The 23,410-nt window shown below is 64.1% G+C and carries 25 protein-coding genes; 11 read left to right on the forward strand and 14 right to left on the reverse strand.

Going from position 1 to position 23,410, the window contains the following annotated elements; translation table 11 throughout:
- Positions 1 to 11 precede the first annotated feature (11 nt).
- Positions 12 to 377 carry a helix-turn-helix domain-containing protein gene (locus LB526_RS22090; RefSeq protein ID WP_224629840.1) on the forward strand — a complete coding sequence of 122 codons (366 nt, stop codon included), beginning with the start codon at positions 12 to 14 and terminating at the stop codon, positions 375 to 377.
- Positions 378 to 451: 74 nt separating this feature from the next.
- On the opposite strand, the gene LB526_RS22095 is transcribed toward LB526_RS22090, so the two are convergent.
- The 4 genes from LB526_RS22095 to LB526_RS22110 form a co-directional block, all read right to left on the reverse strand.
- On the reverse strand, positions 452 to 706 hold the full coding sequence (locus tag LB526_RS22095) for a hypothetical protein (RefSeq protein ID WP_224526073.1): 255 nt from the start codon (positions 704 to 706) through the stop codon (positions 452 to 454).
- Positions 707 to 901: 195 nt separating this feature from the next.
- Complete coding sequence (locus LB526_RS22100) at positions 902 to 1,519, reverse strand: transglutaminase-like cysteine peptidase (protein WP_095767963.1); 618 nt, start codon at positions 1,517 to 1,519, stop codon at positions 902 to 904.
- Positions 1,520 to 1,706: 187 nt separating this feature from the next.
- The gene (locus LB526_RS22105; RefSeq protein WP_224629841.1) at positions 1,707 to 2,984 is read right to left on the reverse strand and encodes a polyhydroxyalkanoate depolymerase; all 1,278 of its coding nucleotides are present in this window, start codon (positions 2,982 to 2,984) and stop codon (positions 1,707 to 1,709) included.
- A 290-nt stretch (positions 2,985 to 3,274) separates the two neighbouring features.
- Positions 3,275 to 3,637 carry a septal ring lytic transglycosylase RlpA family protein gene (locus LB526_RS22110; RefSeq protein WP_095767965.1) on the reverse strand — a complete coding sequence of 121 codons (363 nt, stop codon included), beginning with the start codon at positions 3,635 to 3,637 and terminating at the stop codon, positions 3,275 to 3,277.
- Positions 3,638 to 3,947: 310 nt separating this feature from the next.
- Between LB526_RS22110 and LB526_RS22115 the strand changes: the two genes are divergently transcribed.
- The 4 genes from LB526_RS22115 (at position 3,948) to LB526_RS22130 (ending at position 8,783) form a co-directional block, all read left to right on the forward strand.
- Positions 3,948 to 4,133: a hypothetical protein gene (locus tag LB526_RS22115; protein WP_224611290.1), complete on the forward strand. Its 186-nt coding sequence runs from the start codon at positions 3,948 to 3,950 to the stop codon at positions 4,131 to 4,133.
- A gap of 466 nt (positions 4,134 to 4,599) precedes the next feature.
- Complete coding sequence (locus LB526_RS22120; protein WP_224629842.1) at positions 4,600 to 5,940, forward strand: FAD/NAD(P)-binding protein; 1,341 nt, start codon at positions 4,600 to 4,602, stop codon at positions 5,938 to 5,940.
- Between the two features lie 240 nt (positions 5,941 to 6,180).
- Positions 6,181 to 7,617, forward strand: a complete 1,437-nt coding sequence (locus LB526_RS22125) for a pyridoxal-phosphate dependent enzyme (RefSeq protein WP_224629843.1) — start codon at positions 6,181 to 6,183, stop codon at positions 7,615 to 7,617.
- Positions 7,614 to 8,783 carry a trans-sulfuration enzyme family protein gene (locus tag LB526_RS22130; protein ID WP_224629844.1) on the forward strand — a complete coding sequence of 390 codons (1,170 nt, stop codon included), beginning with the start codon at positions 7,614 to 7,616 and terminating at the stop codon, positions 8,781 to 8,783. The genes LB526_RS22125 and LB526_RS22130 overlap by 4 nt, the downstream gene beginning before the upstream one ends.
- Before the next feature lie 160 nt (positions 8,784 to 8,943).
- On the opposite strand, the gene LB526_RS22135 is transcribed toward LB526_RS22130, so the two are convergent.
- Positions 8,944 to 9,231 carry a GIY-YIG nuclease family protein gene (locus LB526_RS22135; RefSeq protein ID WP_224629845.1) on the reverse strand — a complete coding sequence of 96 codons (288 nt, stop codon included), beginning with the start codon at positions 9,229 to 9,231 and terminating at the stop codon, positions 8,944 to 8,946.
- 254 nt (positions 9,232 to 9,485) lie between these two features.
- Between LB526_RS22135 and LB526_RS22140 the strand changes: the two genes are divergently transcribed.
- Together LB526_RS22140 and LB526_RS22145 are read left to right on the forward strand one after the other, a co-directional pair.
- Positions 9,486 to 10,727, forward strand: a complete 1,242-nt coding sequence (locus LB526_RS22140; protein WP_224629846.1) for a D-amino acid dehydrogenase — start codon at positions 9,486 to 9,488, stop codon at positions 10,725 to 10,727.
- A 42-nt stretch (positions 10,728 to 10,769) separates the two neighbouring features.
- The gene (locus LB526_RS22145; RefSeq protein ID WP_224629847.1) at positions 10,770 to 11,576 is read left to right on the forward strand and encodes an aspartate/glutamate racemase family protein; all 807 of its coding nucleotides are present in this window, start codon (positions 10,770 to 10,772) and stop codon (positions 11,574 to 11,576) included.
- A gap of 427 nt (positions 11,577 to 12,003) precedes the next feature.
- Here LB526_RS22145 and LB526_RS22150 read toward each other — a convergent pair whose 3' ends face one another.
- On the reverse strand, positions 12,004 to 12,894 hold the full coding sequence (locus LB526_RS22150; RefSeq protein WP_224629848.1) for a LysR family transcriptional regulator: 891 nt from the start codon (positions 12,892 to 12,894) through the stop codon (positions 12,004 to 12,006).
- A gap of 96 nt (positions 12,895 to 12,990) precedes the next feature.
- Here LB526_RS22150 and LB526_RS22155 point away from each other — a divergent pair, with 96 nt between their 5' ends.
- Positions 12,991 to 13,986, forward strand: a complete 996-nt coding sequence (locus tag LB526_RS22155) for an aldo/keto reductase (protein WP_224629849.1) — start codon at positions 12,991 to 12,993, stop codon at positions 13,984 to 13,986.
- A 31-nt stretch (positions 13,987 to 14,017) separates the two neighbouring features.
- Here the strand turns inward: LB526_RS22155 and LB526_RS22160 are convergent, their stop codons facing one another.
- The 7 genes from LB526_RS22160 to LB526_RS22190 all read right to left on the reverse strand — a co-directional run bounded on the left by LB526_RS22160 (position 14,018) and on the right by LB526_RS22190 (position 20,408).
- Positions 14,018 to 14,620 carry a nucleotidyltransferase family protein gene (locus LB526_RS22160; RefSeq protein WP_224629850.1) on the reverse strand — a complete coding sequence of 201 codons (603 nt, stop codon included), beginning with the start codon at positions 14,618 to 14,620 and terminating at the stop codon, positions 14,018 to 14,020.
- A 39-nt stretch (positions 14,621 to 14,659) separates the two neighbouring features.
- Positions 14,660 to 17,068, reverse strand: a complete 2,409-nt coding sequence (pheT, locus tag LB526_RS22165; protein ID WP_224629851.1) for a phenylalanine--tRNA ligase subunit beta — start codon at positions 17,066 to 17,068, stop codon at positions 14,660 to 14,662.
- Positions 17,065 to 17,502 (reverse strand): GFA family protein, encoded by a 438-nt coding sequence (locus LB526_RS22170; protein WP_224629852.1) that lies wholly within the window; start codon positions 17,500 to 17,502, stop codon positions 17,065 to 17,067. The genes pheT and LB526_RS22170 overlap by 4 nt, the downstream gene beginning before the upstream one ends.
- Positions 17,499 to 18,596, reverse strand: a complete 1,098-nt coding sequence (gene pheS, locus LB526_RS22175; protein ID WP_224629853.1) for a phenylalanine--tRNA ligase subunit alpha — start codon at positions 18,594 to 18,596, stop codon at positions 17,499 to 17,501. The genes LB526_RS22170 and pheS overlap by 4 nt, the downstream gene beginning before the upstream one ends.
- 139 nt (positions 18,597 to 18,735) lie before the next feature.
- Positions 18,736 to 19,137 (reverse strand): 50S ribosomal protein L20, encoded by a 402-nt coding sequence (gene rplT / locus LB526_RS22180; protein ID WP_042637600.1) that lies wholly within the window; start codon positions 19,135 to 19,137, stop codon positions 18,736 to 18,738.
- 93 nt (positions 19,138 to 19,230) lie between these two features.
- Positions 19,231 to 19,434, reverse strand: coding sequence for a 50S ribosomal protein L35 (gene rpmI, locus LB526_RS22185; RefSeq protein WP_027166935.1), 204 nt, complete (start codon positions 19,432 to 19,434; stop codon positions 19,231 to 19,233).
- A 326-nt stretch (positions 19,435 to 19,760) separates the two neighbouring features.
- Positions 19,761 to 20,408 (reverse strand): methyltransferase family protein, encoded by a 648-nt coding sequence (locus tag LB526_RS22190; protein ID WP_224629854.1) that lies wholly within the window; start codon positions 20,406 to 20,408, stop codon positions 19,761 to 19,763.
- Between LB526_RS22190 and LB526_RS22195 the strand changes: the two genes are divergently transcribed.
- Positions 20,407 to 20,565 carry a hypothetical protein gene (locus tag LB526_RS22195; RefSeq protein WP_224629855.1) on the forward strand — a complete coding sequence of 53 codons (159 nt, stop codon included), beginning with the start codon at positions 20,407 to 20,409 and terminating at the stop codon, positions 20,563 to 20,565. The two genes, LB526_RS22190 and LB526_RS22195, sit on opposite strands and share 2 nt — an antisense overlap.
- 74 nt (positions 20,566 to 20,639) lie before the next feature.
- Here LB526_RS22195 and infC read toward each other — a convergent pair whose 3' ends face one another.
- Positions 20,640 to 21,176, reverse strand: a complete 537-nt coding sequence (gene infC, locus LB526_RS22200) for a translation initiation factor IF-3 (RefSeq protein ID WP_095767981.1) — start codon at positions 21,174 to 21,176, stop codon at positions 20,640 to 20,642.
- Positions 21,177 to 21,389: 213 nt separating this feature from the next.
- On the opposite strand from infC, the gene LB526_RS22205 reads away from it, so the two are divergent.
- Together LB526_RS22205 and LB526_RS22210 are read left to right on the forward strand one after the other, a co-directional pair.
- Complete coding sequence (locus tag LB526_RS22205; RefSeq protein ID WP_224629856.1) at positions 21,390 to 22,163, forward strand: alpha/beta hydrolase; 774 nt, start codon at positions 21,390 to 21,392, stop codon at positions 22,161 to 22,163.
- Entirely contained in the window at positions 22,163 to 23,305 is a 1,143-nt protein-coding gene (locus LB526_RS22210; protein WP_224609804.1) for a benzoate/H(+) symporter BenE family transporter, read from the forward strand. The genes LB526_RS22205 and LB526_RS22210 overlap by 1 nt, the downstream gene beginning before the upstream one ends.
- Positions 23,306 to 23,410 lie beyond the last annotated feature (105 nt).

Here is a 23,410-nt window from a genome sequence, read left to right on the forward strand (position 1 = left end):
AGCCAGCCGACATGACCCCGTTCGGCGAGAAGCTCAGGGCGCTGCGCGCCGAGCGCGGCGTCAGCCAGAAGGCGATGGCCGAGGCCATCGGCGTCAGTGCCGCCTATCTGTCGGCGCTCGAGCACGGCCGCCGTGGCGCGCCGACCTGGACGCTGATCCAGAAGATCATCGGCTATTTCAACATCATCTGGGACGATGCCGAGGATCTCGCCCGGCTCGCGGAAAGCTCGCATCCCAGGGTCAGGATCGACACGTCCGGCCTGTCGCCGGCGGCGACCGAACTGGCCAATCTGCTCGCCGAGAGCATCGAGAGGCTCGATGAGGCGGAGCTGCGCCGCCTCAGCGCATCGATCCGTGCGGCTCTTGATCGGCGTTAATAATTCAGGCGTCTGGCGCCAGCGGATCGCCATGTCCGCTGGCGCTTGATTCGACTCTGTCTGAAGTCTTGAGATCAGAGCTTGCCGGTGCCGTTGGCGCTGCCGCCATTGGTGCTGCCCCGGCCCTCCTTGCCTTGATGGCCCTGATGATCGCGGCCATTTCCGCCGCCAAGGCAGTTCGCGGAGCTGACGCTGCAGCAACGGCCGCTCCACAGATCGTTGAGATTGGTCTTGGCACAGCTTTTGGTGGTCTCGTCCGCCAGGGCCGATCCGGTCAAGGCCGACACCGCGATGGCGGCAAGCAAGGTGTTTCGCAGGAAAGCAGTCATTGAAATTCTCCATGGTTGGGTTTGTCGTCCACGGCTATGTGTCGCCGACCGGACGCGAAAGGTTCATGGAGAGATGCGGAATAATATTTTCGAGAGAGCGAAGCCCTCTCTTCGTGATCTAGGGCTTGCGCTGCGTCGCTGCGCTCCTTGCTTCGCTCTAGAATGACGAAACCGAGGTAGGGCCCTCAGCTCTGCCTACTGCACCGAGCCCACAAGCACAGGCTGGCCGTCGCGGATCGAGACCCAGCGCCCGGTGTTGTCGATCGCCTGCCGCTTGAGGAAGCGGTAGCCGGTCGCGTCCCAGGCTTTGACCTTGTCGGTCAGGTTGTCGAGCACATAGTCGCCCTTGTCGGTGCGCACCGTCAGCACCGAATGGCCTTCGCCGTCCGGCTTGCGCACGACGGTGATCAAAAGGTCGGCCAGCGACATGCCCAGGCGGTAGAGCTGGCGGCGCTTTTCCAGCACATAGTCCTCGCAGTCGCCATAGCCGTCGTCCGGATAGGCCCAAACTTCGTCCTTGCCGTAGTGATCGAGATCGCTCAACGGCTTGACGGCGGCGTTGACCTTGGCGCTGACGCTGACCAGCCTGCGCCACAGCCCGTCCGTCATGGTGGCCGGCCCGAGATTGACCGGGCGGATGTTGCATTCGCTCGGATGCGATTTGCAGAAATCATAGTGGCCGATCGGTTGCGAGGTCAGGCCGCCCGTGGCCATCGCGCCAGCCGCCCAGGCCGGCACCGCCCAATGCGCAGAGATCGCCAGTCCTGCGGCTGCGCACAAGCGCAGAATCCGCGTCATCGCTGAGGAAGTCATTGCCCCCGCCCTGTTCTTTATTAACGAAACGTTAAGGGCGATTTACAGTCCGTGTCAATTGGAGACGACGGTCAGTTTGGCGGCATGGTTACCTGCGCGATCCCGTAGCGGCACTTTCGCAACAGAAGCGCGGGTGCAACACCGCCGGCCGCCAGCTGGCGGCTAGGCTGATGCCGGGCTCCGGAGTTCAGCTTTTGGCGGAACGGACCAGTTTCGGCTTCGCCGCCACGCGGTGCTGGCGGCCATAGCTGGAAATGAAGTCGACGATGCGCGGCACGATCTCCGAGCGGAAGCGCGAGCCGTTGAAGACGCCGTAATGGCCGACGGCCGGCTGCATGTAGTGCGCCTGCCTGTCGGCCGGGATGTTGACGCACAAATCATGCGCGGCCTGGGTCTGGCCGAGGCCGGAAATGTCGTCGTTCTCGCCCTCGATGGTCAAAAGCGCGACGTTGCGGATCGCCTTCGGATCGACCGGCTCGCCGCGATGCGTCATCTCGCCCTTCGGCAGAGCGTGGCGCACGAACACGGTGTCGACCGTCTGCAGGTAGAATTCCGCCGTCAGGTCCATCACCGCCAGATATTCGTCGTAGAAGTCGCGGTGCTTTTCGGCGCTGTCGCCGTCATGCTTCACAAGGTGCATGAAGAAGTCCTTGTGCGCGATGATGTGGCGGTCGAGGTTCATGCTCATGAAGCCCGAGAGCTGCAGGAAGCCGGGATAGACCGGGCGGCCGAAGCCCGGCACCGGCCATGGCGCCGGCATGATGACATTTTCGCGGAACCAGTCGACGCCCTTTTCCTTGGCCAGAAGATTGACCGCGGTCGGGTTGCGGCGCGTGTCGACCGGTCCGCCCATCAGCGTCATGGTGGAGGGCACGAAGGGATCGCCGCGCTTTTCCATCAGCGCCACCGCCGCCAGCACCGGCACGGAGGGCTGGCATACGGCCATCACATGCGTGTCGGGGCCGAGCGCGTGGAACATCTCGATGATGTAGTCGATATAGTCGTCGAGATCGAAGCTTCCTTGCGCCGCCGGTACCATGCGGGCATCGACCCAGTCGGTGATGTGCACGTCGGCATGGGGCAGCATCGCCTCGACTGTGCCGCGCAGCAGCGTCGCGTAATGGCCCGACATCGGCGCCACGATCAAAAGCTTCGGATCGGGCTTGCGGCCGGCGGGCAGCGCGCGCTCGAAGCGGATCAGGTCGCAGAAGGGCTTCGACCAGACCGTCTTTTCGGTGACGTCGACGCTTTTCCAGTCGACCACGGCCTTGTCCAGGCCGAACTGCGGCTTGCCGTAGCGACGGGTGGTTCGCTCGAAGAGCTCCGCGGTCGCCGCGACCGAGCGGCCGAAGGGGGTGTGGGAAACCGGATTGAGCGGGTTGGAGTAGAAGAGCCGCACCGCGTCGGCATAGAAGCGGGCCGGCTGCAGCGCCGCATGGTTCATTTCGTAGAGCTGGTAGAACATCGCGAACCCCGCTGCCGTCCGACGACCAAAAGGACGACGAACTGCGCCGAGCCTTGAATGTCTCCTGGCGAGGTTAGCAAGATATTGTTGCGATGCAATACGTCATTTTGTCTGACGAATGCATCTTTCGTTCAACCTGTTGAAAACCGGACCTAAGCGGGCGAGCCGGCTCAATGTGCGCTGCCGAAATGTGAAGGATATGTGTCCGGCCCCTCATGCCGGACACGACCAATGCATCGCCCTGAAGTGGGCAGCGCTTTGGATGACGACATGCATCAAAAAAAGGCGGCTCAGACGCGCGCCATACAGACGGCGGTATGGCCCGAACCGATGAAGCCCAGCTGGCCGGCGGCGCCGCGGGAGAGATCGAGCATGCGTCCCTTCACGAACGGACCGCGATCGTTGATGCGCACGACGACGCTGCGGCCGTTGTTCTTGTTGGTGACCCGAAGCTTGGTGCCGAAGGGCAAGGAGCGATGGGCTGCAGTCAGTGCCGAGGGGTTCATGCGTTCCCCTGAGGCGGTTCTGGAATGCAGCGCATACCAGGAAGCGCGGCCGCACTGCGCGGCGGCGGAGGAGGCGGATGAGGCGCCGGCCATCAGGCCAGCCGCGATCGTTACCGCGACAAGCGCAGTCTGGTTAGTTTTCTTCATGCTTTGGGGATGGCTCCGTTACAGATATGCCCCGCCGATATGTGCCGAATGAGGCGGGAAATGCGGCATTGATCTGGCAGTTCCATGGCGACAGCACACGTTTGGAGTCGCCGCGAAACAGTTTGTCATGATATTCACAGCCCCGTTAAGGCGTATTCTCACTGAATATCGGGCCTGCATACGGGACATTCGGGGCAAGATCGGCCCACAAGATTTGAAGTACTGAGGGACGGAACTGCTTCGGTTCCTCGACGTCTTTTGTTGCGTACCCATTGCCGTTCAGGATCGACTTCCGGAGAGGGTCCAGCCGATGCGATTGATCAGGTATGTGCTGGCGCTGATTGTGCTGGGGCTGGGTGCGCTGTGGTCGCTGCAAGGCCTCGGTCTCGTCAAGGGCAGTTTCATGACCGGGCAGACGCAATGGCTCTATGTCGGCCTCGTCACCATGCTGGTCGGCGTGGTCGGCCTGCGCTGGGCGACCCGCTCGCGCATATGACCTTGCCGGTCGGGGCGCAGACGGCTGGCGAAAAAGTCTGCGACCCTATCATTGCCACCTGCCAGGCCCAGTAGAAGCTCTCGTCCCGCGGTGGCAGGCGGTCGCTTTCGCGGAAAGCAGCATCCTTGCGCATTGGCTGAGCATCTCTTCTGGTCATTCTGAGGTCTACGCTCTGCTTCGCGGCGCTCCCTGGAATGACGAAGGAGTGTAAGGCGCCGGGTGCCGATCGAACGAAAAATCCGCCTGTCATCCCTTCTCGGCAAATCCATGCTTCAAAGGGCGTGGCATTGGGACCGCGATTTCGTGCTTGGCACGGTTAGTATAGTAATCTTATCAACATTGGGAGTGAGAGAACGATGCGCAACCTTCAAAAAACCGTTCCGGCGATCGTTCGTGGCTTGCGGCTGAGGCCGTCCGCGGCGCTCGCCCAGCGCTGATCGCTCAGGTCACGTTTCGGCTAGCAGTCATGGTTGGACGCGGCAACTCCATCATCATTGTCGGCGGCGGCGCCAGCGGCGTCGTGCTGGCCGCGCACCTGTTGAAGTCGCCCAATCCGGACCTGCGCGTCACGCTGATCGAGAAGCGGCCGCATTTCGGCCAGGGCATGGCCTATTCGACGCTGCTCTCGGCGCATGTGCTCAACGTCAACGCCTCCGGCATGAGCGCCTATGCCGACGACCCGACGCATTTCGCGCGCTGGGTGCTGGAACGCGGCCTCGCCAGGCCGGACCAGGGACCGTTCTACGCGCCGCGCAGCCTCTATGCCCGTTATCTGCAGGATGTGCTCGAGGGCCTCGAGGAGCGCGAGCGCGAGACCGGGCGTCTCAGGCTGATCCGCGAGGAGAGCCTGTCGATCGCGCCGACCTCGTCGGGCGTCGAAGTCGCGCTCGCCAACGGCACCAGCGTCGTCGCGCATCTCGCCGTCCTGGCCACCGGTCACGACGAGCAGCCCGGCGCCTTTCAGGGTCACGCCGTCCGCATGGGGACGGAGGCCGACACTGCGCTCGATGCTGAAGCCCAGGTGCTGCTGCTCGGTACCGGCCTGAGCATGGTCGACGCTTTCCTGTCGCTGGAGCAGCGCGGCCATCGCGGCGCCATCGTCGCGGTGTCGCGTCGCGGCCTGCTGCCGTCGCCGCACCGCAAGGGCAATCCGATCAAGCTCGATATCGCCGATATTCCGCTCGGCACCCAGCTTTCCTATTTCGTCGGCTGGTTCCGCAACCTGATCCGCGAGACCCAGAAAGCCGGCGGCGACTGGCGCGACGTCGTCGATGGTCTCAGACCCTTCAACCAGACGATCTGGCAGAATTGGCCCTCCTCGGCCAAGCGCCGCTTCGTCGAGCACACCAAGGCCTGGTGGGACATCCACCGCCACCGCATGGCGCCGGAAGTCTATGCGCGCGTCACCGATGCGGTCGCCTCAGGCCGCATCCGTCTCGTCGCCGGCAGGGTGGTGGCCATAGAACCGAACGGCGGCTTCGTGGTGAAGATCCAGCCGCGCGGCACGCAGGACGTCGAGACCCTGGACGTCGCCCGTCTCTATGATTGCATGGGCATCGCCCGCGACATATCGCGGACGTCGAACGGTGTCGTGCGTTCGCTGGTCGAGCGCGGGCTGGCGCGTCCCGATCCGCTGCGCCTCGGTCTCGATGTCACGGCGAAATGCGAGCTGATCGCGGCCGACGGCACGGTGTCGTCGAAGCTGCTCGCCGTCGGACCGCTGACGCGCGGCACTTTCTTCGAGATCGACGCCATTCCCGACATTCGCGTGCAATGCGCGAAGCTGGGCAAGCAGTTGTTGGGGTAGCACATCCGATGCCGGCGGGCAGGAACTCCGCATAGATGATTCCAACCGCCCTTCTCCCAATGCTCTCCGTGAAATTCCATTCCTCCACTCGCCGCCGGATTGGCACGATCTATCTTCTTTCCTGATGAAAAGGGCTGGAAAAGACAGGGCGCGCGATCCGCGAAACCGGAATGGATTCCCGCGGCCTCCCGCGCGAGATTGCCGAAATCCGCCTCGAACTGCTTCGATGGAGCACTCAAGATGAGCGAGCAGACAAAAGCGGCGCCGAAGGGCGCGCACATCAGCCTGTCGAGATTGCGTCCGCCTTACGCTTCGGTGCTCGACCTGATCGGCCAGACGCCGATCGTCGAGCTGACCAAATTCGACACCGGCAAATGCCGCCTGTTCATCAAGCTCGAAAGCCAGAATCCGGGCGGCTCGATCAAGGACCGCATCGCGCTGTCGATGATTGCCGCTGCCGAGAAGGCGGGCAAGTTGAAGCGTGGCGGCACCATCGTCGAGGCCACGGCCGGCAACACCGGCCTCGGCCTTGCCCAGGTCGGCATCCCGAAAGGCTATCGCATCGTCCTCGTCGTGCCCGACAAGATGTCGCGCGAAAAGATCCAGCATCTGCGCGCTTTGGGCGCCGAGGTGCGCATGACGCGATCCGATGTCGGCAAGGGCCATCCCGAATACTACCAGGACATGGCCGAGAAGATCGCCGCCGAGACCCCCGGCGCCTTCTATGCCAACCAGTTTGCCAACCCGGCGAACCCACTCGCGCATGAGACGACGACCGGGCCGGAGATCTTTTCGCAGCTCGAAGGCGATGTCGACGCGGTAGTGGTCGGCGTCGGCTCCGGTGGCACGCTCACCGGCCTCGGCCGCTTTTTCGCGAAACACTCGCCCAAGACCGAGATGGTGCTCGCCGACCCGGTCGGATCGGTGCTGGCGCCGCTGATCAAGACCGGCAAGATGGAGGAGGCCGGCAGCTGGACGGTCGAAGGCATCGGCGAGGATTTCGTGCCGCCCAATGCCGATCTGTCGCTGGTGAAAAAGGCCTATTCCATTCCCGACAAGCAGAGCATGCTGGCGGTGCGCGATCTGTTGTCCAGGGAAGGCATCCTGGCCGGCTCATCCTCCGGCACGCTGCTGTCGGCAGCGCTTCGCTACTGTCGCGAGCAGACGACGTCAAAACGCGTCGTCACCTTGGTCTGCGACAGCGGCAACAAGTATCTGTCGAAAGTCTTCGACGACATCTGGCTGGCCGAGCAGGGCCTTGCCGACCAGGAACAGCATGGCGATTTGCGCGACCTGGTCATGCGCTCGCCGCGCACCGGCGACATCGTGACCGTCGGCCCGGAGGAAACCCTGCTCAACGCCTATGGCCGCATGCGCCGCTCCGACGTTTCGCAGCTGCCGGTGCTGGACGAAGGCAGGCTGGTCGGCATAGTCGACGAGAGCGATATTTTAGCCAAGGTCGATGGACCCTATGACGGCCGCTGGGACCGTTTCAACGCGCCGGTGCGCACGGCCATGACGTCGAACCTGCACACGCTGCAGGCCAATCAGACGCTGGACGCGCTGCTGCCTGTCTTCGACCGCAACGAGGTCGCCATCGTCTTCGATGGCGAAGAGTTCATCGGCCTGATAACCCGTATCGACTTGATTAACCATCTGAGGCGCCGCGCCAAATGACTTCAAACGGCAAGAACCGCCTGGCTTTTTCCACCCGCACCATCCATGGCGGCCAGAGTCACGACCCGCTGACCGGCGCCGTGATGGTGCCGATCTACGCCACCTCCACCTACGGCCAGCAGTCGCCCGGCGTGCACAAGGGCTTTGAGTACGCCCGCAGCCAGAACCCGACGCGTTTTGCCTTCGAGCGCGCCGTGGCCGACCTCGAAAGCGGCTCGGCGGCTTTCGCCTTCGCTTCCGGCCTGGCGGCGATCGGCACGGTGCTCGAGCTGCTCGATTCCGGCGCCCATATCGTCGCCACCGACGACATCTATGGCGGCTCGTTCCGCTTGATGGAGCGGGTGCGCAAGCGCTCCGCCGGGCTGCAGGTGAGCTTCGCCGACTTCACCGACCTCGCCGCGGTCGAGGCCGCGATCCGGCCGGTGACTAAACTGCTCTGGGTCGAGACGCCGACCAACCCGCTGCTGCGCATCGTCGATCTGGAAGCGGTCGCCGCCCTGGCCAAACGCAAGGGGCTGCTCACTGTCGCCGACAACACCTTCTGCAGCCCCTATATCCAGCGCCCGCTGGAGCTCGGCATCGACATCGTCGTCCATTCGACGACGAAATATCTCAACGGCCATTCCGACATGGTCGGCGGCGTGGCGGTCGTCGGCGACAACAAGGACCTCGCCGCCCAGCTGAAATTCCTGCAGAACGCCATCGGCGCCATTTCCGGCCCGTTCGACAGTTTTCTGGCGCTGCGCGGCATAAAAACGCTGGCGCTCAGGATGGAGCGCCATTCGGCCAACGGCCTGAAAATCGCGCAATGGCTGGAGACGCGGAAAGACCTCCGCCGGGTCATCTATCCCGGCCTCGCCAGCCACCCGCAGCATTCCATCGCCGTCCAGCAGATGCACGCCTTCGGCGGCATGATCTCGGTCGATCTCGACCGCGACCTGGCGGGAACAAAACGCTTCCTCGAACGCACGCAGCTCTTCACTTTGGCCGAAAGCCTGGGCGGCGTCGAAAGCCTGATCGAGCACCCGGCGCTGATGACGCATGGATCGATCCCGGCGGAAAAGCGCGGAGCGATCGGGATATCGGATTCGCTGGTGCGGCTGTCGTGTGGGATCGAGGACGGCGATGATCTGATCGCCGATCTGGAGCAGGCGTTGCAGACCTGAGAAGTCGTAGATACCACGTCATCGTGGTAATCCTTCACGCCCCCTCTGGCCTGCCAGCCCTTGTCCTTCGTCATTCTAGGGCGGAGCAAGGAGCGAAGCGACGCGCGAAGACCCTAGAATCCATGCCGTGACGGTTGAGAGCCGCTGCGGTCCAGAACGCTCACCAGCCGATCCCGCGAAACAGCTCGAACCATTCCGGATTGGTCTTCTCGATCAGCTCGATCTTCCATCGGCGAGGCCAGCGTTTCAGTGACGTCTCACGCTGGATGGCATCAGCGATGTCGAAATATTCCTCGTACCAGACGAGACGCTGCACACCGTAACGGCTGGTGAAGCTGGAACCTTGGCCATTCTTGTGCTCGGGCATGCGACGCGCAAGGTCATTGGTGACACCGATATAGATCGTGCCGCCCTTCTGGCTTGCGGTCATGTAGACGTAACCTGTCATGTCGCGATCTTATCTGGCGCCATTGCCAGCCGCTATTCTGGACCGTTGCATTCTATGGCCAATGTCATGGCATGGATTCTAGGGTCTGCGCGCGTCGCTTCGCTCCTTGCTCCGCCCTAGAATGACGAAGCGCCATTTGCGATCGTCCTGCCCACGAGAGACGCGCTGTCCCGCTGACCGCTCGGTATGTGTGCCATTGCACGCCGCCATCCACCCTCTAAACTGCCTCCCAACTTGCGATCTCCGGAGGCGCCATGCGCGTGATCGTGTTGGGTGGCGGCGTGGTCGGTGTCACCACGGCCTATCAGCTGCAGAAGGACGGGCACGAGGTCCTCATCCTCGAGCGCCAGCCTCAGGTCGCCGCCGAAACCAGCTGGGGCAATGCCGGCATGATCGCGCCGGGGCATTCCTTCGTCTGGTCGTCGCCCAAGGCGCCGATGATCCTGTTGAAATCGCTGGTGCTGAATGACCAGGCGCTGCGCTTCAGGCTTTCGGCCGATCCTCGGCTCTACAGCTGGTCCTGGCTGTTCCTGATGGAATGCACGGCCGGGAAGGCCAGGCGCAACACGCTGCTCAAGCATCGGCTGGCGGTCTATTCGCAATCCGTCCTGCACGAGGTCGTCGCCGACGAGGCGATCGAATACGACCGCAACGATCGCGGCATCCTTTATTTCTATCGCAGCCAGCAGGCGCTCGACAAAGGCGTCGAGCATATGAAGCTGCTGGAATCCGACGGCCAGCTGATCAAGGTGCTCGGCCGCGACGCCATCGTTGCCCTCGATCCGGCGCTGGCTTCCGCCAAGGAAAAAATCGCCGGCGGCATCCATTGCCCGACCGACGAGACCGGCGACCCGGCGAAATTCACCCGCGCGCTGGCGGCAAAAGTGGCCGCGCGCGGCGGCGAGATCCGCACCGGCACGACCATCACCGGCATCGAGACGTCCGGCGACGATGTCGCTCAGGTGCTGACCGACAAGGGAAGCGTCAAGGGCGATGCCTATGTGCTGGCGCTCGGCTCCTACAGCCCGCTGGTCGCGAGCACCGTCGGCATCAGCCTGCCGATCTATCCGATCAAGGGCTATTCGCTGACCATTCCGATCGGCAACCGTCCGGCGCCGCCCACCATCGCCGCCATCGACGAGCACAATCTGGTCGCCGTGTCGCGCTTCGGCGACCGGCTGCGCGTCACCGCCACGGCCGAGTTCGCCGGCTACGACACCAGCCACAAACCGGCCGATTTCGCCTTCATGAAAGGGGTGACCGAGGAGCTCTATCCCGAAGGCGCCGACTACGACCGCGCCGAGATGTGGGCGGGCCTGCGGCCGATGACGCCCAACAATCTCCCCGAATTCGGCCGGCGGCGACTCAACAACCTCTATCTCAACACCGGGCACGGCCATATCGGCTGGACCATGTCGCATGGCTCGGCCCGCATTACCGCCGACCTGATCGCCGGCCGCAAGCCGGCGATCTCGATGGACGGAATTTTGAACTGAGAGCATGATCCCGGAGGGGGATCGAGCAGGAAAGGGAATGCCATGTCTGTCAGCGCGGCCGCTACCCGCCCGCAATCGCCGGGGCCGATCGATTTGGGCGTCCTTCCGTCGGAGATCGACGGCGGCCTCGCCTCGCGCGCGGCGATCGGCCTGGCGATCCTCGCCACCGACCAGACGCTGGAGCATGAGTTCCGCGCTCTGATCCGCATCCCGGGCGTCGCCTTCTACGAGGCGCGCCTGTTCAACGACAACGACATCACGCCCGACACTTTGCGCGCCATCGGCCCGCGCATCGCGCCGACCGTCGATCTGATCCTGCCCAGCATTCCGCTCGACGTCGTCGGCTTCGGCTGCACCTCGGCCACCATGACGCTCGGCGAGGAAGCCGTCTTCGACGAGATCCGCAAGGCGCGGCCGGGCGTCGCCTGCACCACCCCGGTCACCGGCGCTTTGGCCGCCTTCAAGGCGCTCGGCGCCAGGGGCATCGGCCTGCTGACCCCTTATGCACCCGAGATCAACCAGGGCCTGGTCCGCTATTTCACCGGCCGCGGCCTCGACATATCAGCCGTCGCCACTTTCGACCGGCGCGACGACCGCGAGGCGGCTCGCATCTCGCTTGCCTCGATCGAGGCGGCGGCCGAGACCATGGCCACCGTGCCGGGGGTGGAAGCGATCTTCATCTCCTGCACCAGCCTGCGCGTGGCGGAAGCGGTCGCCGAGCTGGAGCGGCGCATCGGCATTCCCGTCACCTCCTCCAACCACGCCATGGCTTGGCACTGCCTGCGGCTTGCCGGCATCGATGACGTCGTGCCCGCCGGCGGCCGGTTGTTTGCGCTACCGGCCGTTTGATTGGTGCTTGGCGCATGCATTGTCCAATGTAGCGCTGGTCGACCCCCCACTCCGTCTCGGCTTCGCCGAGCCACCTCTCCCCCGATCGACGGGGTAGAGGAAGGCGCCAAGCTTTTTGTCGTCAACGCTCGTCCGGCAAGGCTCCCTTCCTTTCCCTCCGGAGGGGGGAAAGGTGGCGCTGCGAAGCAGCGACGGATTGGGGGAACCACCTGGCAATCAAGCCTTGGCCTGCAGTCGCGCCAGTCACAGAAGATGTGTGCATAGCGTAGCCACATTCTGGAGGGAGGAAACGCCAACCGCCGAGATTGCGGCCTCGAAAAGCCTGGCTTTCCTCTCCGCCATGAACATGGGTGAGAGGTGAACGCGTAGCGGCCGGAGTGGGGGGCTGGCGCTGCCATATGCGATTTACCCTGCCCACTTGGGGGTGCTATCCGCTCACCTTGAAGAAATCCACGAACGCCCTGAGCGCCGGCCGCATCTGCCGGCGGCTCGGATAATAGACGAAGAAGCCGTCGAAGGACGGGCACCAGTCCTCCAGCACGCGGATCAGCCTGCCATCGGCGAGCGGCGCCTTTACATAATCCTCGAAGACGAAGGCAAGCCCGGCGCCGTCGACTGCCGCCTGGGCGACAAGATGGTCCTCGTCGAGGATCAGCGGTCCTTCCACCGCGATCTCGATTTCCTCGCCGTCCTTCTCGAACTCCCAGCGATAGAGGATGCCGCTGGAAAAACGGAAGCGGATGCAGCGATGGCCTGCGAGATCGCGCGGATGGTCGGGCTTGGGCATGGAAGCGAAATAAGAGGGCGCTGCGACCACCGCGCCGCGGATGTCAGGCCCGATCCGCACCGCGATCATGTCGCGCTGCAGGCTTTCGCCGAGCCTGACGCCGGCGTCGAAGCCGCCTTCGACGACATCGGTGAAGCGATCCTCGATGACGATCTCCAGCACGATGTCGGGATAGGCGGCGGCGAAGGCGCCGAGCCGCGGCGTCAGCACCAGATGCGCGGCGGTGCGCGGCACGCTGAGCCTGAGATTGCCGGCCGGCCGGTCGCGCGCCTCGACCGCCGTTTCCAGCGCGAGGTCGATCTCGGACAGGGCCGGGCGCAGCCGTTCCAGAAGCTGCGCGCCCTCCTCGGTCGGCGCGACGCTGCGCGTGCTGCGCGCAAGCAGCCGCACGCCAAGCCGTGCTTCCAGGCTCGACACCGCATGGCTCACCGCCGACGGCGCAATGCCGAGCTCGCGGGCCGCGCCGCGGAAGCTGGCACATTGGGCGACCGCGGCCAGCACGGCGAGTTGCGAGAGGTTCGTCCGATTCATCGTTCCATTTTATAGAGCAACCCGTACAAAAGAGAAAGAATTATCGAACGCAGTGCGAGGCGCTATCTCTCTCCCATCGCAATAAGGAGATGCGCCATGAAAACCCGCAAACTTGGAACTGAACTCGAAGTCTTCCCCGTCGGCCTCGGCTGCATGGGCATGAGCTTCGGCTATGGCGGCCAGCCGGAGGCGGAAGCGATCGCCACGCTGCGCCGCGCCGTCGAGATCGGCGTGACCTTCTTCGATACGGCCGAAGTCTATGGTCCATACGAGAACGAGATCCTGCTCGGCAAGGCGCTGAAGCCGGTGCGCGACAAGGTGACGATCGCCACCAAATTCGGCTTCAAGATTTCCGAGCACGGCGAGGGCACCGACCGCATGGTCGGCGTCGACAGCCGCCCCGAGCACGTCAAGGCAGTGGCCGAGGCCTCATTGAAGCGGCTCAATACCGACGTGATCGACCTCTATTACCAACACCGCGTCGATCCGAACGTGCCGATCGAGGACACGGTCGGCGCCATGGCGGAATTGGTGCGCGAAGGCAAGGTCCGGGCGCTGGGTCTATCGGAGGTGAGCGGCACGACGCTGCGCCGGGCGCATGCCGTGCACCCGATCGCCGCGGTGCAGAGCGAATATTCGCTGTGGAGCCGCGATCCCGAGGATGAGGTGTTCGACGTCTGCCGCGAGCTCGGCATCGGCTTCGTCCCCTACAGCCCGCTCGGCCGCGGCCTGCTCACCGGCGCGATCGCCAAGCCGGACGCGCTCGGCGCCGGCGACTGGCGCCTCACCTTGCCGCGCTTCCAGGCCGAGGCGATGGAAGCCAACAACGCCGTCATCGCAGTGCTGGAGAAGATGGCGGCGCAGAAGGGCGTGACAGCGGCGCAGCTGGCGCTCGCCTGGGTGCTGCACCAGGGTGATTTCATCGTCCCGATCCCCGGCGCAAGGAAGATACGCCACCTTGAGCAGAACACGGCGGCGGCGAATATCGGGCTGAGCGCGGCCGAGGTCGCGGCGATCGGTGACGCGCTGTCGCCCGACAAGGTAGTCGGCAAGCGCTATACGGAGGAACTGCTGGCGCTGGTGAACGGGTGAGCAACAATGGAAGGGGCGCTTCGGCGCCCCCCTACCACGGCACCACCTCGATCTCCGGCCAATACTCCTGCGCCCTTCTCCCCTTCGCCTCGTGTGTCCGCTGATTGTCCAGCACTCGGTTCGGCGTGATGCGAAACGAAAAAAGATCGTCGAGCCCGAACGGTGCCACCAATTCCAAAGCTCCGTCGGCGCCGTACCGCACCCCGACCGCATGCGTCTTCGAGGCGAAATAGCTCACCGACTCGCTCGCGCTCGCATAACGCGGGCACTCCTGCCCGAACTTCACCGGATACCATAGATGCACCCGCGCCTGGTTGCGCACCTCGACCGGCAGCGCCATCCCCGCGAAATGCTCTGCCGCCCGGCGGATCACCGCATCCTCGGCCTCGTAGGACAAGTCGGCGTCGTCGAAATAGAAGAGATCAACATCCTTGATGCCGTAGCCCGGCGGCTTGCCGGTCAGATGGTTCCAGACGCTGTTGTAGAGCGCGCCGGAGACCACCAGCCAGTCGGGAAGCGCAAGCTCGCGCACACGCGCCAGCGTTTCATCCAGCAGCGGATCGGCCGCGATGATGGCCAGGAAGGCAGCGCGCTGTTCCTCGAAGGGGAGGCCGGAATAGCGGAGATGGTGCATCGCCCTTTGGAGAGCGATTCGCCATCTCTGCGCAATGCCTTACGCCCTCAGCACGCCGCCCGTCTGCTTGTTGACGTTGTCGACGATGCGTCTTGCGAGCGCCTCGAAATCCTCGTCGGTCAACGTCTTTTCAACAGGCTGGATCGACACCTCGATGGCGATCGACTTCTTGGCCGCCCCCAGCGAGGCGCCTTCGAAGACGTCGAACACCGAAACGCCGGTGACCAGCTTCTTGTCGGCCGCCAAAGCTGCCCGCACCAGCGTGCCGGCCTCGACCGTCTTGTCGACGACGAAGGCGAAGTCGCGCTTCACCGCCTGGAACGGCGACAGCTCCAGCTTCGGCTTGGTGCGCGTCGGCTTGGCCTTCGGCTCCGGCACGGCGTCGACGAAAACCTCGAAGCCGCAGATCGGACCCGACACGTCCAGCGTTTCGAGCGTCTTCGGATGGAACTCGCCGAATGTGCCGAGCACCGTCTTTGGCCCGAGCTTGATCGTGCCGGAGCGTCCCGGATGATACCAGGCCGGGCCGCCGGGCTCGATCTGCAGCCGGTCGACCGGCGCGCCGCAGGCCTCGAGCGCCGCGATCGCGTCCGCCTTGGCGTCGAACACGCCCACCGGCCCGGCATTGCCGGACCAGCTGCGGCCCGAGCCGTCGAGCTTGGCGGTGCCGCGCCGCACGCCGGCGGCGACGCGCCGCTGCTGGTCGGCGCCATCGCCCTCATAGGTGCCCGAGACTTCGAACAGCGCCACATCGCCGATGCCCTTGTCGACATTGCGCTGCGCGGCCGCGATCAGCCCCGGCAGCAGCGACGGCCGCATGTCGGACATATCTGCGGCGATCGGGTTGGCGAGCTTGAGCGCCGTCTGGCCGCCGCCGAACAGCTCTGCATGCCTGGCGGGGATGAACGACCATGTGACGGCCTCCATCATGCCGCGCACGGCGAGCGCGCGCTTGGCGGCGCGGGTGCGCACCTGCAGCGTGGTCAGGATCCTGCCGTTGACCGCATCATGCGAGGTAAGCGGCTGGGCCAAGATGTTGTCGACGCCATGGATGCGCATCACCTCCTCGACCAGGTCGGCCTTGCCGTCGACATCCGGCCGCCAGGACGGCACCTGCACCTTGACGACGTCGCTCAGTCCTTTCGGCTCGAAGCCGAGCCGGGTCAGGATGCCAAGGGCTTCCTCCCTAGGCACCTCTATGCCGGTCAGCCGCTTCACTTCCGACAGCGGGAAGGAGACGATTTTCGGCTTGTGGCCGGCATAGCCGGCAACCTCGATTTCAGAAGGCGTGCCGCCGCAGAAATCGAGCACCAGCTTGATCGCCAGCTCGACGCCCGGCACCATGAATTCCGGGTCCACGCCGCGCTCGAAGCGGTAGCGCGCGTCGGTGATGATGCCGAGCGCGCGGCCGGTGCGGGCCGTGGCGATCGGATCCCAGAGCGCCGATTCGATCAGCACGTCGGTGGTGTTCTCGTCGCAGCTCGAATGCTCGCCGCCCATGATGCCGGCGATCGATTCCGCGCCATTGTCGTCGGCGATCACGCACATCTCCGGCGTCAGCGTGTATTCGCGCCCGTCAAGCGCCAGCACCTTCTCGCCGTCCTTGGCGCGCCGCACCACGAGATTGCCGGCGACCTTGGCGGCATCGAAGACATGCAGAGGCCGCCCGCGGTCAAAGGTGACATAGTTGGTGATGTCGACAAGCGCGCTGATCGGGCGCAAGCCGATGGCGATCAGCCGCTGCTGCAGCCATTTCGGCGACGGGCCGTTCTTGACGCCCTTCACCAGCGCCAGCGCGAAGCCGGGGCAGAGTTCCGGCGCCTCGATCTTCACCTTGACCGGGCACAGGCCTTCGCCGGCATGCGGCATGATCCCGCCGCCGGTGAGTCGGCCAAGCCCGCTCGCCGCGAGGTCGCGCGCGATGCCGTAGACGCTGGTCGCATCCGGCCGGTTCGGTGTCAGATTGATTTCGATGACCGGATCGTCGAGATGCGCGTAAGCGGCGAAGCTGGTGCCGACCGGCGCATCCTCAGGCAAATCGATGATACCGTTATGCTCGTCGGAGATTTCCAGCTCGCGTTCCGAGCACATCATGCCATGGCTTTCGACGCCGCGGATCTTGCCCACCGAGAGCGTCACGTCGATGCCGGGAACATAGGTGCCGGGCGCGGCGAAAGCGCCGATCATGCCCGCGCGGGCATTGGGCGCCCCGCACACCACCTGCACCGGTGGCTTGCCATCGCCGGTGTCGACTGTCAGCACGCGCAGCCGGTCGGCGTCCGGATGCTGCACCGCCGTCAGCACTTTGGCGATGACGAAGGGTTTCAGGCCGGCCTTGTCGTCGACGTGTTCGACCTCGAGGCCGATCGCGGTCAGCCGCTCGACGATCTCGGCAAGCGAGGCGTCGGTCTCGAGATGGTCCTTGAGCCAGGAGAGGGTGAATTTCATGCTTCTGTTCCGTTCGGTCCTTGCCCATCAGGTCTGGGCACGCTGGTCTTCAGCTCGCGCGGCAGCGCGTCGGGCATGTGCAGGAAGGGCAGTTGCTCGCGCACATGCGCATGCACTGTCGGCCTGAAATAGGCCGGCATGTCCATGGCGCCGAGCATGAAATAGATCTGGTTGTCGAGCCGCTGATCGAGATAGGCGATCGGCGAGCCGCAGATGCCGCAGAACGTGCGCTCCACCGGGCCGTTGCGATAGCTCTTCAGCGATTTGCCGTTGAGCGCGACCTGATCGGCCATGAAGCCGACAAAGGCCGACACCGGCGCGCCGCTGGCGCGCCGGCAATCGCCGCAATGGCAATAGCTGATGTGGTGCGGCTCGGTCGAGGCCTCGAACCGCACCGCGCCGCAGCGACAGCCCCCGGTGTGGGGTGCGGTCATGTCGACAGCCCCCCGAACAGCGTCGGCAGGTCGAGCGGCCGGAAGCCGTAATGCGACAGCCAGCGCACGTCGGCGTCGAAGAAGGCGCGCAGGTCCGGCATGCCGTATTTCAGCATGGCGATGCGGTCGATGCCCATGCCCCAGGCAAAGCCCTGATATTCGTCGGGATCGAGCCCGCCGGCGCGCAGCACGTTGGGATGCACCATGCCGCAGCCCAGTATCTCCATCCAGTCGGAGCCTTCGCCGAAGCGCACTTCACCGGGACGCGAGCGGTCGCACTGGATGTCGACCTCGAGACTGGGCTCGGTGAACGGGAAGAAGGACGGACGGAAGCGCATCTTGACCGACGGCACCTCGAAGAAGGCCTTGCAGAACTCCTCCAGCACCCACTTCATGTTGGCGACATTGGCTGATTTGTCGACCACCAACCCCTCGACCTGATGGAACATCGGCGAGTGCGTGGCGTCCGAATCCTGCCGGTAGGTCTTGCCGGGGATGACGATGCGGATCGGCGGCTTCTGCTTCTCCATGGTGCGGATCTGCACGGGCGAGGTGTGGGTGCGCAACAGCTTGCGCTCACCCTTCTCGTCCGGCTGGAAGAAGAAGGTGTCGTGCATCTCGCGCGCCGGATGTCCCTCGGGAAAATTCAGCGCGGTGAAATTGTAATAGTCGGTCTCGATATCGGGGCCTTCGGCGATGGCGAAGCCGAGATCGCCGAAGATCGCCGCGATCTCGTCGATCACCTGGCTGATCGGATGGATGCGGCCGCGCTCGGCCGGCGATTGGCGAACGGGGAGCGTGACGTCGACCTTCTCAGCCGCGAGCCGGGCCGCGATCGCCACATCCTTCAGTTCCGCCTTGCGCTGGGTGAGCGCTTCGGTGACGCGGTTCTTCAGGCCGTTGATCGCCGGCCCCTTCACCTGGCGTTCCTCGGCGCTCATTGCGCCCAGCGTCTTCAGCATTTCGGAGACGGAACCCTTCTTGCCCAGCGCCGAGACGCGCACCGCCTCGATCGCGGCCTCGTCCGAAGCCGCGGCGATTTCGGCTAGAAGGGAATTTTCAAGTGTATCCAGGCCGATGGTTGCGTCGTTCACGGTCAAACTCGCTACGTTGGAAATCCACGCTAACGTGAAAGTCACGTTGAACGTGATGTTCGGGCAAAAAAGAACCCGCGCCAGCCGTGCCAGCGCGGGTTCCCCAAATCAGAATTGCGTATGCTTGGGAAGCGCTGGCTTAGGCGACAGCGCTCTCAAAAGCATTCGGCGTGGTGTTCTTCAGATATTCGAGCGCGACCTTGGCCTTGGCAACCAGCGCAGCGAAAGCCTGCGGCTCGTGGATGGCCATGTCCGAAAGGACCTTGCGATCGATTTCGATGCCGGCCTTGTTGAGGCCGTCGATGAAACGGCCATAGGTCAGGCCATGCTCGTGGGTCGCGGCGTTGATGCGCTGGATCCACAGCGCGCGGAACGAGCGCTTGCGGTTCTTGCGGTCGCGGTAGGCGTATTGCAGCGACTTCTCCACCGCCTGCTTGGCGATGCGGATGGTGTTCTTGCGGCGGCCGTAGAAACCCTTGGCGGCCTTCAAAACCTTCTTGTGCTTGGCGTGGGCGGTAACGCCTCTCTTTACGCGTGCCATGTCATGATCTCCTTAAAAGCAATTCCAGGAAAAGTGTTCAGCGGTTTTCCGTTCGGAATTGCGTAAAAACAAAAGTGGTTCCAAGCCGAGGGATTAGAGGCCGTTCGGCAGAAAATTCTTGATGACCTTCTTGCCGTCCGGTTCAGCCAGAACCATCGTGCCGCGGGCATCGCGAATGAACTTGTTGGAACGCTTGATCATGCCGTGGCGCTTGCCGGCGGCAGCCGACAGCACCTTGCCGGTGGCAGTAATCTTGAACCGCTTCTTGGCGGCCGATTTGGTCTTCATCTTGGGCATTTTGCTACTCCGTATTGGTGGCGCACCATCGCGCTTCTTGTCTCGCTTCGGGCCGACCAAAGCCCGAAAAGCAAATGAAACCGCCACGGCATGCCCTGCCGGGCGGTTTTCTTGGAACGGCGGTCCTATAGATCAAAGATGGCCGGCGTGCAACACCTCGCCGTGCGACGCGCTGTCCCGCTGGGTAGGGTGGTTGAGATTCAGGTCAGGCCGAGTCGAGAATGGTGGTTTCCGAGAACCGGAGCGGAGCGTACTTAAAGTACGTGAGCACCGGAAGCGCAGGAAGCCGCCATTCGCAGGCCGGCCTCACCTGAATATCAGCCACCCTAAGGCAGCGTGAACCACACCGGCAGCATCCCCGACTGCTGCATGCCGTCGATCAGCTCAAAGGCGGGCAGCGCCACCAGAAACACCAGGCCGTCGAGCAGCGTGTTCAAGAGCAGGCGCGGCCTGAAGCTGCCGGTATCGCCTTCCTGGTAGAGCGCAAGGTTCGGGAAGAACCGCGGCACTTTGGCCAGATAGGCCTGGTAGGGCGCGCCGAGCAGTTCCTTCAGGTAACGCTCCTCGCGCAGGATGACGATGTGGAAGGCGCCGGCGCAGAGCAGCGAGAACAGGATGATGCCGCTGAACGAGCCGATCTGCGCCCCGACCCCGGCGGCAGCCAGGGTCGAAAACAGATAGAGCGGGTTGCGGGTGATCGAATAGGGACCGCCGGTGACCACCTCGGCCGATTTGCGCCCGCCGATATAAAGCGTCGACCACAGCCGCCCGACAATGCCGAGAAAGATCAAAAGCACGCCGAACATCTCGATCGACTCGTGCACGGACGTGTCCGGGGGAAAGGAAGACTGGCCGAACAGAAGCGCGCAGAACAGCACCACGATCAGCACCGCCAGCACGATCCGGCGCGTGTGCTGGTAGCCGCCCAACCCCTCAGTCTGGTTGTCGGCTGAGACCTTCACTTCATCGACCATGACCCATCCGATCGTCGATTGGTTCGCGATCGGCAAATGCCGATCGTCGATTGCTCGCGATCGCGAAGGGATCGTCGAGGTGGCTGGCGATCGGGTTGAAAACAGGCGCCCCGCCGATCGTCGGGACGCCGTGCCCGGCAATTCGGGCGGATTTTAGAGCGGGATACAAAGAGCCCGGCAACTCTCGAAACCGTGATGGACGCGACGCTTTGGCGGCCACGCCATCCCTGGTCAGCGCGGCGCCAGAACCATCATCATCTGGCGGCCTTCGAGCTTCGGCTCCGCCTCGACCTTGGCGATCGTCGCAACTTCCTCGCGCACCTTGTTCAGAAGCTGCATGCCAAGTTCCATATGCGCCATCTCGCGGCCGCGGAAGCGCAGCGTCAGCTTGACCTTGTCGCCTTCCTCGAAGAAGCGCCGCACGGCCTTCATCTTGGTCTCGTAGTCATGGCTGTCGATGTTCGGGCGCATCTTGATCTCCTTGATCTCGATGACCTTCTGGTTCTTGCGCGCTTCGGCCGCCTTCTTCTGATTGGCGTATTTCAGCTTGCCGAGATCGAGGATCTTGACGACGGGCGGCACCGCATTGGGCGAAATCTCGACGAGATCGAGCCCGGCCTCTTCGGCCAGCAGCAACGCGTCGTTGATGGAAACATCGCCTCGGTTCTGGCCGTCGGCGTCGATAAGCTGGACCCGGGGCACCCGGATGTCTCGGTTGGAGCGCGGCCCGTCCTTGGTGGGTGCCGCTGCTTTGAAAGGTCTGCGAATGGTCGTGGTCTCCTCGGCCGTTTCGTTCTGGGTTCTTTAGACAAAAGTAGGTGGACGCGCCTATGTGGGAAGCGCGGGGCGTGAGTCAATAGCATAGCCGCGCCGCAAAATCACCTGCTGCCTGGTAATTGTCTGCACCAAGCAAAGAAACCCCGCGAGCACTTTTCGTTGAACCACCGCCTGTGCCAAAAGACCGGCGGGAAGGACAAGCTCATGGCCGCCAGCGCTCCGGTTTTCATCGATGTGGACGGGTCGGGCATCGCCGTCAGGCAGATGCCGGGCGCGGCGCCCGGCGTGGTCTGGCTCGGCGGATACAAGTCCGACATGCAGGGCACGAAGGCGCAGACGCTTGCCGCCTGGGCTGCGAGCGAAGGCCACGCCTGTCTGCGCCACGACTATTCCGGCCATGGCGAGTCGGGCGGCGAATTCGCCAACGGCACGATCTCGAAGTGGTTGGCCGAGAGCCTCGCCGTCTTTCGCCGGTTCAGCAAGGGCAAGCAGGTATTGGTCGGCTCCTCGATGGGGGCGTGGATCGCCTTGCGCATGGCGCAGGAACTGCGCAAGGCGGGCGACACGAGGGTTGCCGGCCTGGTGCTGCTCGCCCCGGCGCCTGATTTCACCGTCGAGCTGATCGAGCCGGTGCTGACCGACGCGCAGCGGCAGGATCTGAGGGAAAAAGGCTTCTTCGCCGAGCCGTCCGACTATTCGGACGAGCCTTATATCTACACGCGCGCGCTGATCGAGGACGGCCGCGCCAATCGGGTGATGACCGGGCCGATCGACACCCATTGCCCGGTGCACATCCTGCAGGGCCTGGCCGATCCGGACGTGCCGTCCGGCCATGCCTTGAAGCTCGCATCCATGCTGCCCGCCGACGATGTGACGCTGTCGCTGATCCCGGACGGCGATCATCGCCTGTCCCGTCCCGAGGATCTCGACATGCTCAAGCGGGCCGTCGGCGACATGGTCAAGCGGGCGGCCGGATAATGCGCATCTCCATCCCGATATCCGCCTTCGTCGCGGCGATCGTCGGCTTCGGCGGCACGCTGGCCCTGGTCATTGCCGCCGCCAAGGCGGTCGGCGCCACGCAGATCGAGACCGCGAGCGGCGTGACGGCGATCTGCCTGGCCATGGTCGTTGAGTGTCTGTGGTTGTCCTGGCGCACCAAGATGCCGGTCATCACCGCCTGGTCGACGCCCGGCTTGGCGCTGATCGCGGCCTCCAGCGGATTTACGATGCCGCAGGCCGTCGGCGCCTTCATGGTCACCGGCGTCCTTCTGGTCGCCACCGGCCTGTTCAAGCCGTTGACCAGGCTGATCGCGAAAATCCCGGCCTCGGTCGCGTCCGGCATGCTGGCCGGCATCCTGGTCAGCTTCGCCGTCAATGCGGTGAAGGCCATTCCGGCCGACCCTTGGTTGATCCTGCCGCTGATCGCCGCCTTCTTCGTCATCCGCTTGTTCAATCCGGCTTTATCGGTGCTGGTGGTGCTGATCGGCGGCGGCCTCGCCGCTTTCCTCACCGGCCGCGTCGGCAGCCTGCCGGCGCCGGAACTGTCGACATTGACATTGATTGCGCCGCAATTCACCGCATCGGCGATCATCGGCCTTGCCCTGCCGCTCTATCTGGTCACCATGGCCTCGCAGAACCTTTCCGGTCTCGCGGTGCTGCGCGCAGCGGGCTACCATCCGGAGCCCGGTCCGCTGATCGGCGTCACCGGTCTGTTTTCGCTGCTCTCGGCGCCGTTTGGCGCCGCGACCACCAATCTCGCGGCGATCTCGGCCGCTATCTGCACCGGTCCCGATGTCCATCCCGACCCGGCCGAACGTTGGAAGACCGGCCCGTTCTACGCGCTCGCTTATCTCATCTTCGCGATCTTCGGCGCCTCGCTGGTGGCGATCTTCGCCGTCCTGCCGCAAAGCCTGATCGTGCTGGTCGCAGGGCTCGCCTTGACAGCGCCCTTGGCCAACGCGCTGTCGATCGCGCTGAAGGACGAGGCCGAACGCATGCCGGCCACCGTCACCTTCGCCGCGACGGCTTCGGGGCTCACGCTCTTCGGCGTCGGCGCGGCATTTTGGGGGCTGGTCGCCGGAATGGCGGTGCTTTTCCTCGAGAAGCTCAAAAAGCGATAATCATTTCAGGTGCTTCGCCGGTTTTGGCGGGGTTTGTCTTGAATCGCCTATTTCGCCTTCCCATTTCGATTCCACGCAGCCGGTTTGGCTGTCTCCAATGGAAGG

It is taken from the genome of Mesorhizobium sp. CA6 (assembly GCF_020165035.1).
In the GTDB taxonomy this organism is placed as follows: domain Bacteria; phylum Pseudomonadota; class Alphaproteobacteria; order Rhizobiales; family Rhizobiaceae; genus Mesorhizobium.